Consider the following 14784-nt stretch of genomic DNA (forward strand, 5'->3'; position numbering starts at 1 on the left):
ATTTAACCTTTCTAAATAAAGTTGAAGAGGACGAGCACGATGATGCATTCATCTGCCTGCGACTGTGAGGCCAGCCTGTGCGAGACCCTGCGGGGGTTCTCCGCCCGGCATCCTGACAGCGTGATCTATCAGACATCGCTAATGAGCGCCCTGCTAAGCGGCGTGTACGAAGGAGAGACCACCATCGCCGATCTGCTGGCACACGGTGATTTTGGTTTAGGCACCTTCAACGAGCTGGACGGTGAAATGATTGCCTTCAGCAGCCAGGTGTACCAGCTGCGCGCCGACGGCAGCGCCCGGGCCGCGAAGCCAGAACAGAAAACGCCGTTCGCGGTGATGACCTGGTTCCAGCCGCAGTACCGCAAAACCTTCGATGCGCCGGTCAGCCGTCAGCAGATCCACGACGTCATCGACCAGCAGATCCCCTCCGATAACCTGTTCTGCGCGCTGCGCATTGACGGCAACTTCCGCCACGCCCACACCCGCACGGTACCGCGCCAGAAGCCGCCGTACCGCGCGATGACCGACGTGCTGGACGACCAGCCGGTGTTCCGCTTTAACCAGCGAGAAGGGGTGCTGGTCGGGTTCCGCACGCCGCAGCACATGCAGGGCATCAACGTGGCGGGCTATCACGAGCATTTCATCACCGACGACCGTCAGGGCGGGGGCCATCTGCTCGACTACCAGCTGGAGAGCGGCGTGCTCACCTTCGGTGAAATTCACAAGCTGATGATTGACCTGCCCGCCGACAGCTCGTTCTTACAGGCCAACCTTCACCCCAGCAATCTTGATGCAGCGATCCGTTCCGTCGAAAACTAACAGGAGAACTACCGTGAACAGTGAGAAACAGTCACGTCAGTGGGCGCACGGCGCCGATATGGTTGTCGGCCAGCTGGAAGCGCAGGGCGTGAAGCAGGTGTTCGGGATCCCGGGGGCGAAAATCGACAAGGTCTTTGACTCCCTGCTGGACTCCTCCATCGAGATCATCCCGGTACGCCACGAGGCCAACGCGGCGTTTATGGCGGCGGCGGTCGGGCGGCTGACCGGCAAGGCCGGGGTGGCGCTGGTCACCTCCGGGCCGGGCTGTTCTAACCTGATCACCGGCATCGCCACCGCCAACAGCGAAGGCGACCCGGTGGTGGCGTTGGGCGGGGCGGTGAAGCGGGCGGATAAAGCCAAGCTGGTGCACCAGAGTATGGACACCGTCGCCATGTTCAGCCCTGTCACTAAATACGCCGTGGAGGTCAGTTCGCCAGACGCGATTGCCGAGGTGGTATCGAACGCGTTTCGCGCCGCCGAGCACGGCAGGCCGGGGGGCGCGTTCGTCAGCCTGCCGCAGGATATCGTCGACCAGCCCGCCACGGGGGCGATTTTACCCGCCAGCGGCCCGGCGCTGATGGGCCCGGCACCGGAGTCAGCGATTAACGACGTGGCGAAGCTTATCGAAAACGCCAAAAACCCGGTCATTTTACTCGGCCTGATGGCCAGCCAGCCCGCGAACAGCGCCGCGCTGCGCAAGCTGCTGGAGAAAAGCCGCATTCCGGTGACCAGCACCTATCAGGCCGCCGGGGCGGTAAACCAGGAGCACTTCACCCGCTTCGCCGGACGCGTCGGCCTGTTCAATAACCAGGCGGGCGACCGGCTGCTGCATCTGGCGGACCTGATTATCTGCATCGGCTACAGCCCGGTGGAGTACGAGCCGTCCATGTGGAACAGCGGCGACGCGACGCTGGTGCATATCGACGTGCTGCCCGCTTATGAAGAGCGGAACTACGTCCCGGATCTGGAGCTGGTGGGGGACATCGCCGAAACGCTGAACCTGCTCGCTAACCGGATCGATCGTAAGCTCGAGCTGAGCCAGCGGGCCTCCGAAATTCTGGTCGATCGCCAGCATCAGCGCGATCTGCTCGACCGCCGCGGCGCCTCGCTCAACCAGTTTGCCCTGCATCCGCTGCGCATCGTGCGCGCCATGCAGGACATTGTGAACAACGACGTGACGCTCACTGTCGACATGGGCAGCTTCCACATCTGGATCGCCCGCTATCTCTACAGCTTCCGGGCGCGTCAGGTGATGATCTCCAACGGTCAGCAGACCATGGGCGTTGCCCTGCCGTGGGCGATTGGCGCGTGGCTGGTGAACCCGGGCCGCAAGGTGGTTTCAGTCTCCGGCGACGGCGGCTTCCTGCAGTCGAGCATGGAGCTGGAAACCGCGGTGCGCCTCAACGCCAACGTGCTGCACATCATCTGGGTGGATAACGCCTACAACATGGTGGCGATTCAGGAAGAGAAAAAATACCAGCGGCTTTCCGGCGTCGAATTCGGCCCGGTCGATTTCAAAGCATATGCCGACGCCTTCGGCGCGAAAGGCTTTGCCGTGGAGAGCGCCGAGGCGCTTGAGCCGACGCTGCGTGCGGCGATGGATGTGGATGGCCCGGCCGTGGTGGCCATTCCCGTCGACTACAGCGATAACCCGCTGCTGATGGGCCAGCTCCATCTCAGCCAGATTTTGTGACTCAATATAAGGACAGAGAAATGCAAAAAGTTGCTCTCGTAACAGGCTCAGGCCAGGGGATTGGTAAAGCGATCGCGCTTCGCCTGGTGAAAGACGGCTTTGCCGTCGCCATCGCCGACTATAACGTTGAGACGGCAAGAGCCGTCGCCGATGAAATCATCCGTAACGGCGGCAACGCCGTTGCCGTGAAGGTCGATGTCTCTGACCGCGAACAGGTGTTTGCGGCGGTGGAGAAAGCGCGCACCGCGCTGGGCGGTTTTAACGTTATCGTTAATAACGCCGGGATTGCGCCGTCTACCCCTATCGAATCCATCACGCCGGACATTGTCGACAAGGTCTACAACATCAACGTGAAAGGGGTGATCTGGGGGATCCAGGCCGCGATTGACGCCTTCCGCAAAGAGGGGCACGGCGGCAAGATCATCAACGCCTGCTCCCAGGCGGGCCACACCGGCAACCCGGAACTGGCGGTCTACAGTTCCAGCAAGTTCGCGGTGCGCGGCTTAACCCAGACCGCGGCACGGGATCTCGCGCCGCTGGGGATCACCGTTAACGCCTACTGCCCGGGCATCGTCAAAACGCCGATGTGGGCGGAAATCGACCGTCAGGTCTCCGAGGCGGCGGGTAAACCGCTCGGCTACGGGACCGAAACCTTTGCCAAACGCATTACGCTTGGCCGCCTGTCCGAGCCGGAAGATGTCGCCGCCTGCGTCTCATACCTGGCAGGCCCGGATTCCGACTACATGACCGGCCAGTCGCTCTTAATCGATGGAGGGATGGTGTTCAACTAAATACTAATATACCCGTCATACTTCAAGTTGCCTGTGCGTTGGCTTTCCTCGCTCACCCCAGTCACGTACTGATGTACGCTCCCGGGGATTCGCTGCGTCGCCGCCTTCATGCAACTCGAATTATTTAGGGTAAAAGCTCTGACATGAGTTTTCCCCTGCACCCGTGCAGGGGCTTTTTTTTGTCTCCTCCGTCATTGTGCATTACACTGCGCGCTGCAAAACTTTAGTCATTACGATCTGACAGGCGGTAACAGCGATGAACGGTACAATCACAACGTGGTTTAAAGATAAAGGCTTTGGATTTATCAAAGATGAAAACGGCGACAACCGCTATTTTCATGTGATTAAGGTCGCGAACCCCGATCTGATTAAGAAAGATGCCGCGGTGACCTTTGAGCCGACCACCAACAACAAAGGCCTTTCCGCCTACGCGGTGAAGGTGATCCCCGAAAGCAAACATCTCTTTATTGCCGGCGAGCGCGTGAAGCTCTCCTCCATCAAATCCTTCGTGGTGTTTAACGAAGAAGAGCCGGCTGATACCAAAATCGACAAAGAGAACGCGGTGCTGTCGGTTGGGCTGCTGATGAACAGCATCAAGCCGAAATCCGAGAAAAAGCCGGGCGAAATGCGCACGGTGAAGAAGCTGGCGATCACCACCTTCCAGAATACGACGCTAATCTTCACCGAAGATGAGATCGACATCGACGCCACGGTGAAGCTGCTGAAGTGATTTTTTTTGCCGGGTGGCGGCGACGCCTTACCCGGCCTGGAAAACCCGCGCGGCGCTCGCCGCCACGCGGCTTACCCCATCCTGTGCTCACCCCGTAACATCGCCTCGCGGTCAAACACCCTCTGGATCTCCCCGTGCGCCATAAATGCCGCCCGGTCGGACATATGGGCAATCACGTCCGCGTCATGGCTCACCAGCAGGTAGGTCATGCCGTGCTCGGCCTTCAGGCGGTTCAAAAGATTGAGAATTTCCGCCTGCACGGACATATCCAGCGCCGAAGTCGGCTCGTCCAGCAGCAGAAGCTGCGGGCGCAGCAGCAGCGCGCGGGCAATGGCCACGCGCTGACGCTGCCCGCCGGAAAGCTGGTGTGGGTAACGCCTGCCCGCGTCGGCGGAAAGTCCCACCTGCTGCAGCGCATCCGCCACTTTCTCCGCAATCTGCGTTTCGCCGTGGATGTTTAACGGCTCCGACAGGGTGCGCGCAACGGTGTGGTTTGGGTGCAGCGACGCCCACGGATCCTGGAACACCATCTGCACGTTGCGGCGAAGCTCGCCTTCAAAACGCCGTCCTGGCCGTAGCGCCTCTCCCAGGATCGAAATGCGGCCGTTCCACTCGCGCTGCAATCCCGCCAGCACGCGCAGAATAGTCGATTTCCCGCAGCCGGATTCGCCGATCAGGCTGAAGGTTTCACCTTTCTCGATGCCAAAGCTGGCGGCGGACACCGCCGTTTTCTCCCCGAATCTCACCTGGAGATCGTTAACCTCAACGAGCGCCATTATCGGCCTCCTTCCACGGCTGCGTGCGGTCCAGCGTCGGCAGCATCTGGCCGAAGGTGTTGGCGTTCGGACGGCAGGTCCACAGGGTGCGCGTATACGGGTGCGTCGCCTGCGGCAGCCGGTTCGCCGCCATCTCATCGACCTTTTCGCCCTGATACATCACCAGCACGCGGTCGCAGTGTTCCGCCACCAGCGGCAGATCGTGGCTGATGAGCAGCATCGCCATCTGGCGCTCTTCGCTCTGCTGCACCAGCAGCTCGAGGATCTGATTGCGCAGGCGGGCGTCCAGCGCGGAGGTGGGTTCGTCGGCAATCAGCACCTGCGGGTTGTTGATCAGCGCAATGGCGATCATCACCCGCTGGCCCATGCCCCCGGAGAGTTCGCCGGGATAGCGCTGGAGGACGTGTTCGTTGAGCCCGACGGCGCGGATAATGTCGTGAATGCGCGCCAGGCGCTCGGCGCGGGGCAGGCGCTGGTGCAGGGTCAGCGCCTCATCAAGCTGAGCGGCGACATTTTGCGCCGGATTCAGCGCGTAGCGCGGGTCCTGCAGGACCATCGCAATCCCGTTACCGCGCAGCGCCTGCCAGCGGCGGGTGCTCAGGGTCAGCAGGTCGTTGCCGAGCACGCTAAGCCGGTTCGCGCTCACGATGCCGGGTTTGCGCACCAGCCCCATCAGGGCGCGGGCGGACATTGATTTGCCCGAGCCGGATTCCCCCACCAGCGCCAGCCGCTCGTTGCCCAGCGTGAAGCTCAGATTGTTGACCACGCGCGCGGCGGGGTAGTCGATATTCAGCGCATCGACGATAACGCGGTGTTCAGTCATGCTGTGGCTCCAGTACGTCGCGCAGGCCGTCGCCCAGCAGGTTAAAGGCCAGGCTGGCAAACAGAATGGCCCCGCCCGGAATGGCGGCAATCCACCACTGGTCGAAAATCACCTGCATGCCGTCGGCAATCATCGCGCCCCATTCGGCCATCGGCGGACGTGCGCCAAGGCCGAGGAAGCCCAGACCGGCGGCCGCCAGAATAATCCCCGCCAGATCCAGCGCCAGCCGCACAATCGCGGACGGCAGGCACAGGGGCAGAATATGGCCGACCAGCAGGCGCGGGCCGCGAATGCCCATCATCTCGGCGGCGGCCAGATAATCGCTGTGGCGCAGACGCTGAATCTCGCTCCGCGCCTGACGCGCGTAGGCAGGCCAGGTGGTTAAGGCCAGCGCCAGCGCGCCGTTGACCAGCCCTGGGCCGAGCATCGCCACAAACGCGAAGGCGAGGATCAGGCGCGGCATCGACATCACCACGTCGGTAAAACGCATCAGGATGCGCTCCAGCCAGCCGCCGTAGTAGCCGGACAAAATCCCCACCAGCAGCCCGGCGGGCAGGGTGATTACGGTAACTAACGCCACCAGCCCGAGCGCCGGACGGGTGCCGTAAATCAGGCGCGAAAGCAGGTCTCGCCCGTAGCTGTCGGTGCCCAGCCAGTGCTGGCTGTTCGGTGCCTGCAGGCGCGAGGCGGCGTCCTGCCAGTTCGGGTCAAGCGGCGCGAGCCACGGCGCGAACAGGGCGATAGCTACCAGCAGCGCGATGGCAGCCAGCCCGCAAAACGCGGCGGGGGAGCGGCGCAGGCGGCGTAAGAAAAGATAAAACGGCATCAGCGCACCCTGGGGTCGGTCGCCCGCACGAGCAGGTCGGTAAGGTTATTGATCAGCACAAAGCAGACGCCAATCAGCAGCGTGCCGCCCATGACGGCGGTGGTGTCTCCGGCGAACAGGGCGGTGGTGAGGTAGCGCCCGATCCCCGGCCAGGAGAAGACGGTTTCGGTTAATACCGCGCCTTCCAGCATGCTGGTGTAGGCGAGGGCGATCACCGTCAGCAGGGTGCCGCGAATGTTCGGCAGCACGTGGCGCAGCAGAATGGCCATCTCCCCGGCGCCCTTGGCGCGGGCAAGCAGGATGTACTCTTTGTTCATTTCGCTCAGGCAGGCGGAACGCGTCAGGCGGGTGATGCTCGCCAGCGAGTAATAGGCCAGCAGCAGCACCGGCAGCACCAGGTGGCTGAGGGCGTTGCGGAACGCCTCGCGATCGCCGGAAAGCCAGGTATCCACCAGCGCAAAGCCGGTGCGCGGCTCGACGGTGAACTGCCAGATATCGTCCAGCCTGCCGGGACCCGCGCTCCACTGCAGCTTCGCGTAGAACAGGGCCAGCATCAGCAGGCCGAGCCAGAAAATCGGTACCGAGTTGCCGAGCAGGGTGAGCGTTCTGATGGCGAGATCGAGCGGCGAACCGGCGTAGCGGGCGCACAGCACCCCGGCAATCACGCCGAGCACGGCGCCGATGATTAACGCCAGCGTGGCCAGCTCCAGCGTGGCGGGGAACGCGTGCAGCAGATCCTGCAGCACCGGCTGCCCGGTGGCGCTGGCGGTGCCTAAATCACCGTGGGCAAGGTTTTGCAGGTAGTGCCAGAACTGCACGGGCAGGGGACGATCCAGCCCAAGCTGGTGGCGAACCTGATCGTAGGTTGACTGGCTGGCGTGATCGCCGACGATCTGCAGCACGCGATCGACAGGTGAAAACGCCGAGAGCGCAAACGTGACGAGCAACAGCCCGAAGAGCGTGAGCAGCAGGGTCAGCAGACCCTGAAGCACGCGGGTGGAAAGATGTGGCATGGGTAAATCGTTATCCTGAAAATATGCACGGACGACCCCCTCTCCCTGTGGGAGAGGGCGGGGGTGAGGGGGAACAGGCGGCTCTGTTGCACGATGTTGCCCTCACCCCAACCCTCTCCCACGGGAGAGGGAGAAGGAGAAGGGCTACTTCGTGACGCGATCGTACCAGACCATATCCGCGTTCAGCCCCTGCTGATACCCCTTCACGTTATCGCGCACCACGATCTGGGTTTTACCCTGATCGACGAACACGTACGGCGAATTCTGCTGCAGCTGTTCCTGCATCTTTTTGTAGAGATCCAGACGCTTCGCCGGATCCGGCTCGGCTACCGCCGCCAGCGTGGCTTTGTTCAGCTCCGGAATTTTCCAACCGTTAAGCCCGGCCACGGTGCTGGATTTACCGTCGTTCCACGCAAAGGCGCTGGCGTTTGAGTGCGCGTCGAAGTAGTCCGGGATCCACAGACGGATCGCCGCCTGATGCTGCTTTGCGCGCACGCGGGCATAGACCTGGCTCCCGGCGGCAGGCAGCAGATCGACCTTCACGCCGCCCTGAGCAAAGCTCGCCTGCATCGACTGGGCGATGGTGATAAACGGCGGCTTGTTCTCCACGTCCAGCGTGAAGTGCGCGTCTTTAATGCCCGCTTTGGCGAGAATGGCTTTCGCTTTTGCCGGGTCAAATTTAAACGGGTTGTCTTCCAGCGCGCCCGGCAGGCCGACCGGCAGGAAGCTCTGATGAACAAAGTACTGGCCTTTCAGCAGATTTTTGGTGATGCCTTCATAATCGACCAGCCAGCGCGAGGCTTCCCAGAACGCCGGGTTGTTCAGCAGCGGGTTGGCGCTGTTGCCGGTGTTAAACACCAGGTAATTTTGCTCGGCGGACGGAATGCTCAGCACCTTAACGCCCGGCTTGCCGTCCAGGGCGCTTATCTGATCTGCTCCGAGATCGCGCGCCACGTCGGCATCACCCTGCTGGATCAGCAGGCGGCGTGAGGCCGGATCGGGGACGTTTTTAATGATGATACTTTTGAGCTTCGGCGCGCCGCCGGGTGCAGATTCGTTGGCTTCCAGCACGATGGCCTGATGCGGCTGATAGACGCGCATTTTGAACGCGCCGCTGCCCGCCGAGTGCATTTTCAGCCACGCGTTGCCGAAGTCATTATCCTTCACGTTTGCCGCGACCTGCTTTTCATCGACGATGGAGGCAATCGGCGTGGAGAGAATATTCAGCGCCACCGACGGGCTAACGTCCGCCGTCCAGTGAAGCTGGAGGGTATGGTCGTCCACCTTTTTCAGCTGGCTGGCGATGTTGCTCGCGTCCCACCCCAGCACGTTCAGAATAAAGGCCGGAGATTTGTTCAGCGTCACGGCGCGGGTGTAAGAGAAAATCACGTCTTCCGGGCGCAGCGGGTTCCCGGAGGCGAATTTGGCATCAGGCTTAAGCTTAATCGTCAGGGTTTTTGCTGCCGCGTCCGCTTCCCAGCTTTCTGCCAGAATCGGGGTGATTTTTTCCGGGTTATCGCGGTCCGGCTGTACCAGACGCTGATACAGGCTCGGCACGGTCTGGATGCTGGAAAGCTCGTTGGCTTCGGCCGGGTCGAGGCTCACGATGTCATCCAGCCCCTGGGCGACAACCAGCGTGTTGGGCGGAGTAGCGGCGTGGACAGCGCCTGAGAGCGCAGCCAGCACCAGTAACGGCAACAGTTTTTTCGTCATAGCGATCCCTGAGAAGAATATATTGTGATTGTTTTATGCTCCGCTACGTTAGGTCGACTCTGACATTCCGCAAAGTCGAAATTCAGCTTTGCTTATATCTTCAGGGAATATCGCATGCGCTTGGGCTATTAAAATGTGCTGCTTTTCGCCCGCTTTTTAACCTGCTATAACAAACTCCTTACCTTTCAGGGAGTCACCGCCGTGCCCGAAATCAATCAACATGGTCAAACCGTTAACGATATCGTTCCAGACTGGAGAGGCGCGCGCGTATTAACCCGCACGCCGTTGTTCGGCCAGTATTGCCGCCTGGAGCCGCTGGATGCCGATCGCCACGCGGCCGATCTCTATGAGGCCTACGCGCTGGGCGACGACAGCGACTGGACGTGGCTTGCCAGCACGCAGCCAGCGAGCGTGGAAGCCACCGCCCACTGGATCGTGGCTAAGGTGATGGACGATGAGCTGGTGCCGTTTGCCGTCATTGATTTACGCACCGAACGCGCGGTGGGGCTGGTGAGCTATATGGCTAACGAGCGGCTGCTGGGATCAGTGGAGATCGGGCACGTGACCTGGTCGCGCAGGATGAAAGGAACCCGGATGGGCACCGAAACGGTGTGGCTGCTGCTGAAAAATGCGTTTGAGCACGGCTACCGGCGCGTCGAGTGGAAGTGCGATTCCATGAACGTTGCGTCACGCAATGCGGCGGAGCGGCTGGGGTTTGTCTGGGAAGGACGCCTGCGCCAGAAGCTGGTGCGCAAAGGGCGCAACCGCGACAGCGATATGCTTTCTATTATTGACGGCGAGTGGCCGCAAAGAGACGTCGAGCTGCGCGCCTGGCTGGCGGCGGAGAATTTTGACGGGGAAGGGCGTCAGATTAAGCGGCTTGAGGCGTTTCGGTTATAAGTGTTTTATGTAGGGTACGTCTGAAACGGTCGATCAATCTGCGGAAATGGCAATTTCGATCAAATTGGTTTTTCCGGACTGTAGCCCCTGCGTCACCGCCGAGGCGATATCCGCGGCCTGAGTCACCCGGCAGCAGCGGATACCCATCGCGGCGCCCAGCGACTGGAAATCAATTCGCGGGTTAATCAGATCCATCCCGATAAAGCGACCCAGCTTTGTCGAACTGTAGCCCGGCTGTCCTTTCATGAAGTTTTTCAGGATGTTGTACTCCAGGTTATTCATCACGATAAAGGTGACGGGCAGATTTTCGTGCGCCGCCGTCCAGAGCGCCTGCGGCGAGTACAGGGAGGCGCCGTCGCCAACCAGACACACAACCGGCTCGCGCCCCAGCCCCAGCGAGTGACCGACTGCTGCAGGCATTCCCCAGCCCAGACCGCCGCCGCGCATAAAGTAGTAGCGCGGGTGCTGCTGGTCGGAAATAAACCGGCGAACGTGTCTGGCCGTTGCTATCGCCTCGTCGACAATCGTGGTGCCCGGCGGAACGGACTTTATCACCTCGTAGGCCGCGACCATCGGCGAAATCGCCGGGCGCAGCCGCTCGGCTGCCAGACGCTCTTCCTGCAGTTGCCACTCTTTTTCTCGTTCAGCACGTGCCGCTTTGAGCAGCCGCTGATGCGTCAATTTGCTTGCCACCCGGCGCTGCTCAAGCTTCGGCAGCAGTTCCTTCAGGGAGAGTTTTATATCCCCCATCACCGAGAGGCGGGTGGCGTAGGTACGGCCAAGTTCGTTCATATCCGCCGAGAGCTGATACACCGCGCAGGTTTCCGGAATGGCCTCGCCCTCGCTATACAAAATGGTAATCAGGCTTCTGCCGCCGATGATAAACACCGCATCGTAGGCATTAACGACGCTGGCGATTTCATTTGCGGTGGTGGGCATATTGCCTCGCCATAGCGCGTGCTGCGTGGGAAAGGGCAAATTCAACGGCCAGGAGGAGCCGTAGACGTGGGCGCCGAGCGCTTCAGCAAGCTGGACAATCTCCTGCGTCGAGCCGCTGGAGTGAACTTCATCCCCCGCCACAATCATGATCCTGCCGGGCGTAACCTGGCTCAACTCTTCGGCCAGTTCGTCCAGCGAGCCCGCCACGGTGTGGTAGTTCACTTTAGAGGCCGTTTGTATCCCGGCGTCGCTCAGCTCTTCCATCACGTTCATTGGCAGGGATAGCAGAACCGGACCCGCGGGAGGGTAGCTGGCGGCATGAAACGCCCGACGCACCAGCACCGGAAGCTGGTCGGCGCTGGTGACCTCCTGCGCCCATTTCACCACCGGCGATCCAATGGAGACAATGTCATCATACAGGAGCGGGTCGCGCACGTAGTGCCGCGTGTCCTGCTGCCCGACGGTGACAACCAGCGGCGTTTTCATGATCCGCGAATTAATGAGATTCCCCATGCCGTGCCCAAGACCGCTGGCGGTATGCAAATTGATAAAACCGGTCTTGCCGGAGGCTTTCGCGTAGCCGTCGGCAATGGCGACCACGCTGCTCTCCTGGAGTGCCAGAATATAGTGAATATTTTCATGGCGAAGAAGGGCATCAATGAGCGGGAGTTCGGTGGTGCCGGGGTTGCCAAAAATATATTCCACACCTTCACTCTCCAGCACTTCAAGGAGAATATCGGCACCCGATCGCATATTTAAATCTGACAGGGACGTTAATGATTTAATCATAATGACACCTCATTCAGCGTTATTTAACTCATGCTAAAATTCTTCCTGCGTAGGACGGACAATTATTTCATTTACATCAACGTCGCCAGGCTGTTCGATAGCAAATAATACGGCCCTGGCAATCGACTCTGCCGGAATAGCCTGCTTATAAAATTCATGCAGGAACTGTTTGCTCGGGGCATCAGAGCTGCCAAACTGCAGCTCGCTTTCAACGGCGCCGGGGGAAATAAGGGTCGTCCGAACGGTTTTCCCCGCTTCCTGACGTAAGCCTTCACTCAGGGCGCGGACGGCGAATTTCGTGGCGCTGTACACCACGCCGCCGGGGGCAAGGACCTTGATACCCGCCACGGAGGCCACGTTAATAAAGTGTCCGCTCCCCTGACGCTGGAATACCGGGAATGCCGCTGCGATACCGTACAGCACGCCTTTGATGTTGGTATCGATCATCCGGTCCCACTCGTCGGTTTTCAGCTCGCTGAGGGGAGCAATCGCCATAAAGCCTGCGTTGTTGATCAGCACGTCGACGCGCTGGTATGCGGCGACGGCAGCGTCAATCGCGCGCTGAACCTCCTCCTGTCGGGTCACGTCCGCCTTCACGGCAATCGCCTGGCCGCCCTGCTGAATAATGCGATCCACCAGGGCGTTAATTCTCTCCAGACGACGGGCAACCAGCACCAGAGAGAAAGGTTTATTTGCCAGATGAAGGGCAATGGCCTCACCAATACCGCTGCTGGCACCGGTGATAACAACAACTTTGTTTGCACTATTATTCATGATCTTATCTCACTGTTGTGTGATTCAAAATAAATAAAAATAAGGGAGCGGTTTAAGAATTATGAAAAATTCTTAAACGCTCGTTTTTGATATATTCTGTATCTGGAATGAAATAATGCTCGCTTAAAACTTAATGGAGTGCGGAAGAAAATGTCAATGACGTTTTTTAATAATTAAATTAATTGCAAGCTTAATATTTAATTCTTATATGTAACAATCATATGAACAGAATAAAATTTGGTGACCCCCGCGGCCCTGCGAACAAGGCCGGGGGATTAAATCTTGCCGCTGTACAGCACGGGGCCGGTGGGTTGACCGGTGGGTGACCCACCTTCGGGCTCGAGGCTTATGGCTATCATCGCGTCAGGGGTAAGGGTGTTGTTCCTGAGGGCAACATGAGTCGGTATATCACGTTGCAGCAGCCCAAGGGATATCGGGGCCTTACCGGCAGGAATAAGCCAAAGCTGCAGGCTGTTTTGCGCCGCGACAGCGTTCGGTCTGAGAGGGGTGATGCTCAGATACTGGCGGCGGCTGTCCGCACTGACGATCCATTGCCCGTGCTGTTGGGCATCGTTGAGCACCATCAGCGGTGCGAGTTCCGGCGTTCGGGTGGAATACCAGGTCACGACGGTAACGGCGGCGAGGCCGGCCGCGACCATCCAGCCGAGATAGGGCCGGCTTTGGCGCAAAGGCTTTTTCGGTGGCAGATCGAGGGCGATTCTCTTCCACACCGTCTCGGGTGGGTGAACGGGCGTAAGGTGACTATCGAGCGTGCTGAACATTTCCTGCCAGTACGCCACGCGGGCAGCCAGACCGGGCTCAGCGGCAAGCCTTTTCTGGAACTGAAGCCGCGCCCCTCCGCGCAGGGTGCCGAGGGCATATTCTGCAGCCAGCATGTCATCGCGTTTTTCGCTGTCATTCATAGGCCCACGCACTCCCGAAGATGATCCATCGCGCGGCGGATCCAGCTTTTTACCGAGCCCACGGGCTGCTGGAGCCAGTCGGCAATGTCGCTGTGGGACATGCCCTGATAGTAGGCGAGCGTAATGCTCTGGCGCTGTTCCTGACTCAGATGATCCAGACAATGCCTGAGCCGTGCTGCCTGCGCGTCGTCGTACCAGTTGTTTTGCTCATCGTTTTCGCTCAGCAGACTCTCTTCGGAATACGACTCCTCGCGGGCGGCAGCGCGGGTTTGCCCGCTGCGCAGCCAGTCAATACAGCGGTTGCGAACAATATGCGTAAGCCAGGTCATCGGAGAGCTCAGGGCGGCGTTATAGGTTTCGGCTTTACTCCAGACGGTGACAAAACAGTCGTGAAGGATCTCTTCTGCCCAGGCGCGATGGCGTAGCATGCGCAGCGCGACGGCAAACAGGTGAGGCGATGTGAGTCGGTAAAGTTGTTCAAATGCGCGGCGATCGCCGTTTGCGACCGCCTGCATTAATTTCAACTGCTGTTCAGCCAACGCGTTATCCATGTTTTTCCCGGAAGGCAACGTCACACTTCCGAAGTATAGACAACTACTTAGGCATCAGGACGGTATCAATCACATCGATCACGCCATTTTTCTGATGGACGTCATAGGTGCTGATATTCGCCACGTTGCCTTTACCATCCTTGAGCTGAATATTGTGCGGGCCGTTACTCATGATCCACAGCGGTTGACCGTTAACGGTTTTCAGCTCCGCGTGGCCGCCGCCCTGTTTAATTTTCTGCTCCAGCGCTTTCATATCGTAATTACCCGCAACCACGTGATAGGTCAGGATACTGGTGAGCAGCGCTTTATTTTCCGGCTTCACCAGATTGTCGACCGTACCCGCAGGCAATTTCGCAAACGCCGCATCGGTGGGCGCAAAGACGGTGTATGGCCCTTTGCTCTGCAGCGTATCCACCAGCCCGGCCGCTTTAACCGCCGCCACCAGCGTGGTGTGATCTTTAGAATTCACGGCGTTTTCAACAATGTTTTTGCTCGGGAACATTTCCGCTCCGCCCACCATCACGGAGCCTGACGTCATGGCTGCTGATGCGCCTGCACAGAAGAGTAAAGCGCTGGATACGAATGCAACACTGAGTAGCTTTTTCATCATTTATCCTCGGATTAAGGAGCAAAGGCGTTGCTCACATACTCACATACGAGGGCAGGGTGGAAACTGGATGCAGGCAAATGAAAATAAATTTTTGGCGGGAAGATAAACTCCCTC

At 59.5% G+C, this 14784-nt stretch carries 15 protein-coding genes; 5 read left to right on the plus strand and 10 right to left on the minus strand.

Going from position 1 to position 14784, the window contains the following annotated elements:
* The first annotated feature begins 39 nt into the window (after nt 1–39).
* From budA to ACERY3_RS01750, 4 genes are all read left to right on the plus strand, one after another.
* The gene (gene budA / locus ACERY3_RS01735; protein ID WP_373224964.1) at nt 40–819 is read left to right on the plus strand and encodes an acetolactate decarboxylase; all 780 of its coding nucleotides are present in this window, start codon (nt 40–42) and stop codon (nt 817–819) included.
* Entirely contained in the window at nt 791–2512 is a 1722-nt protein-coding gene (alsS, locus tag ACERY3_RS01740) for an acetolactate synthase AlsS (RefSeq protein ID WP_198922085.1), read from the plus strand. Before budA ends, alsS begins: the two co-directional genes overlap by 29 nt.
* A gap of 20 nt (nt 2513–2532) precedes the next feature.
* On the plus strand, nt 2533–3303 hold the full coding sequence (locus ACERY3_RS01745) for a (S)-acetoin forming diacetyl reductase (RefSeq protein WP_024906954.1): 771 nt from the start codon (nt 2533–2535) through the stop codon (nt 3301–3303).
* Nucleotides 3304–3559: 256 nt separating this feature from the next.
* Nucleotides 3560–4033: a cold-shock protein gene (locus ACERY3_RS01750; RefSeq protein ID WP_023310683.1), complete on the plus strand. Its 474-nt coding sequence runs from the start codon at nt 3560–3562 to the stop codon at nt 4031–4033.
* A gap of 71 nt (nt 4034–4104) precedes the next feature.
* Here ACERY3_RS01750 and ACERY3_RS01755 read toward each other — a convergent pair whose 3' ends face one another.
* The 5 genes from ACERY3_RS01755 to ACERY3_RS01775 form a co-directional block, all read right to left on the minus strand.
* Nucleotides 4105–4809: an ABC transporter ATP-binding protein gene (locus tag ACERY3_RS01755; RefSeq protein WP_373224966.1), complete on the minus strand. Its 705-nt coding sequence runs from the start codon at nt 4807–4809 to the stop codon at nt 4105–4107.
* On the minus strand, nt 4796–5632 hold the full coding sequence (locus ACERY3_RS01760; protein WP_373224967.1) for an ABC transporter ATP-binding protein: 837 nt from the start codon (nt 5630–5632) through the stop codon (nt 4796–4798). The genes ACERY3_RS01755 and ACERY3_RS01760 overlap by 14 nt, the downstream gene beginning before the upstream one ends.
* Nucleotides 5625–6458 (minus strand): ABC transporter permease, encoded by an 834-nt coding sequence (locus tag ACERY3_RS01765; protein ID WP_373224968.1) that lies wholly within the window; start codon nt 6456–6458, stop codon nt 5625–5627. The genes ACERY3_RS01760 and ACERY3_RS01765 overlap by 8 nt, the downstream gene beginning before the upstream one ends.
* Entirely contained in the window at nt 6458–7471 is a 1014-nt protein-coding gene (locus ACERY3_RS01770) for an ABC transporter permease (protein ID WP_247825510.1), read from the minus strand. The genes ACERY3_RS01765 and ACERY3_RS01770 overlap by 1 nt, the downstream gene beginning before the upstream one ends.
* A gap of 144 nt (nt 7472–7615) precedes the next feature.
* Nucleotides 7616–9184, minus strand: a complete 1569-nt coding sequence (locus ACERY3_RS01775) for an ABC transporter substrate-binding protein (protein WP_048976653.1) — start codon at nt 9182–9184, stop codon at nt 7616–7618.
* Nucleotides 9185–9385: 201 nt separating this feature from the next.
* Here ACERY3_RS01775 and ACERY3_RS01780 point away from each other — a divergent pair, with 201 nt between their 5' ends.
* Nucleotides 9386–10084: a GNAT family N-acetyltransferase gene (locus ACERY3_RS01780; protein WP_373224969.1), complete on the plus strand. Its 699-nt coding sequence runs from the start codon at nt 9386–9388 to the stop codon at nt 10082–10084.
* Nucleotides 10085–10117: 33 nt separating this feature from the next.
* Here ACERY3_RS01780 and ACERY3_RS01785 read toward each other — a convergent pair whose 3' ends face one another.
* From ACERY3_RS01785 to ACERY3_RS01805, 5 genes are all read right to left on the minus strand, one after another.
* Complete coding sequence (locus tag ACERY3_RS01785) at nt 10118–11812, minus strand: thiamine pyrophosphate-binding protein (RefSeq protein WP_373224970.1); 1695 nt, start codon at nt 11810–11812, stop codon at nt 10118–10120.
* Nucleotides 11813–11845: 33 nt separating this feature from the next.
* Nucleotides 11846–12586, minus strand: a complete 741-nt coding sequence (locus tag ACERY3_RS01790) for an SDR family oxidoreductase (protein ID WP_033144879.1) — start codon at nt 12584–12586, stop codon at nt 11846–11848.
* A gap of 275 nt (nt 12587–12861) precedes the next feature.
* Nucleotides 12862–13509, minus strand: a complete 648-nt coding sequence (locus tag ACERY3_RS01795) for an anti-sigma factor domain-containing protein (protein ID WP_167819104.1) — start codon at nt 13507–13509, stop codon at nt 12862–12864.
* Nucleotides 13506–14060, minus strand: coding sequence for an RNA polymerase sigma factor (locus ACERY3_RS01800; RefSeq protein ID WP_047061309.1), 555 nt, complete (start codon nt 14058–14060; stop codon nt 13506–13508). Before ACERY3_RS01800 ends, ACERY3_RS01795 begins: the two co-directional genes overlap by 4 nt.
* A 43-nt stretch (nt 14061–14103) precedes the next feature.
* Nucleotides 14104–14667: a fasciclin domain-containing protein gene (locus tag ACERY3_RS01805; protein WP_058841247.1), complete on the minus strand. Its 564-nt coding sequence runs from the start codon at nt 14665–14667 to the stop codon at nt 14104–14106.
* Nucleotides 14668–14784: the final 117 nt, after the last annotated feature.

It is taken from the genome of Enterobacter cloacae complex sp. ESBL7 (assembly GCF_041679625.1).
GTDB classification, from domain to species: domain Bacteria; phylum Pseudomonadota; class Gammaproteobacteria; order Enterobacterales; family Enterobacteriaceae; genus Enterobacter; species Enterobacter asburiae_B.

Excerpts from the sequence above, each read along its gene's own strand:
- budA (WP_373224964.1), top strand. The coding sequence starts at position 40 with ATGATGCATTCATCTGCCTGCGACTGTGAGGCCAGCCTGTGCGAGACC.
- alsS (WP_198922085.1), top strand. The coding sequence starts at position 791 with ATGCAGCGATCCGTTCCGTCGAAAACTAACAGGAGAACTACCGTGAAC.
- ACERY3_RS01745 (WP_024906954.1), top strand. The coding sequence starts at position 2,533 with ATGCAAAAAGTTGCTCTCGTAACAGGCTCAGGCCAGGGGATTGGTAAA.
- ACERY3_RS01750 (WP_023310683.1), top strand. The coding sequence starts at position 3,560 with ATGAACGGTACAATCACAACGTGGTTTAAAGATAAAGGCTTTGGATTT.
- ACERY3_RS01755 (WP_373224966.1), bottom strand. The coding sequence starts at position 4,809 with ATGGCGCTCGTTGAGGTTAACGATCTCCAGGTGAGATTCGGGGAGAAA.
- ACERY3_RS01760 (WP_373224967.1), bottom strand. The coding sequence starts at position 5,632 with ATGACTGAACACCGCGTTATCGTCGATGCGCTGAATATCGACTACCCC.
- ACERY3_RS01765 (WP_373224968.1), bottom strand. The coding sequence starts at position 6,458 with ATGCCGTTTTATCTTTTCTTACGCCGCCTGCGCCGCTCCCCCGCCGCG.
- ACERY3_RS01770 (WP_247825510.1), bottom strand. The coding sequence starts at position 7,471 with ATGCCACATCTTTCCACCCGCGTGCTTCAGGGTCTGCTGACCCTGCTG.
- ACERY3_RS01775 (WP_048976653.1), bottom strand. The coding sequence starts at position 9,184 with ATGACGAAAAAACTGTTGCCGTTACTGGTGCTGGCTGCGCTCTCAGGC.
- ACERY3_RS01785 (WP_373224970.1), bottom strand. The coding sequence starts at position 11,812 with ATGATTAAATCATTAACGTCCCTGTCAGATTTAAATATGCGATCGGGT.
- ACERY3_RS01790 (WP_033144879.1), bottom strand. The coding sequence starts at position 12,586 with ATGAATAATAGTGCAAACAAAGTTGTTGTTATCACCGGTGCCAGCAGC.
- ACERY3_RS01795 (WP_167819104.1), bottom strand. The coding sequence starts at position 13,509 with ATGAATGACAGCGAAAAACGCGATGACATGCTGGCTGCAGAATATGCC.
- ACERY3_RS01800 (WP_047061309.1), bottom strand. The coding sequence starts at position 14,060 with ATGGATAACGCGTTGGCTGAACAGCAGTTGAAATTAATGCAGGCGGTC.
- ACERY3_RS01805 (WP_058841247.1), bottom strand. The coding sequence starts at position 14,667 with ATGAAAAAGCTACTCAGTGTTGCATTCGTATCCAGCGCTTTACTCTTC.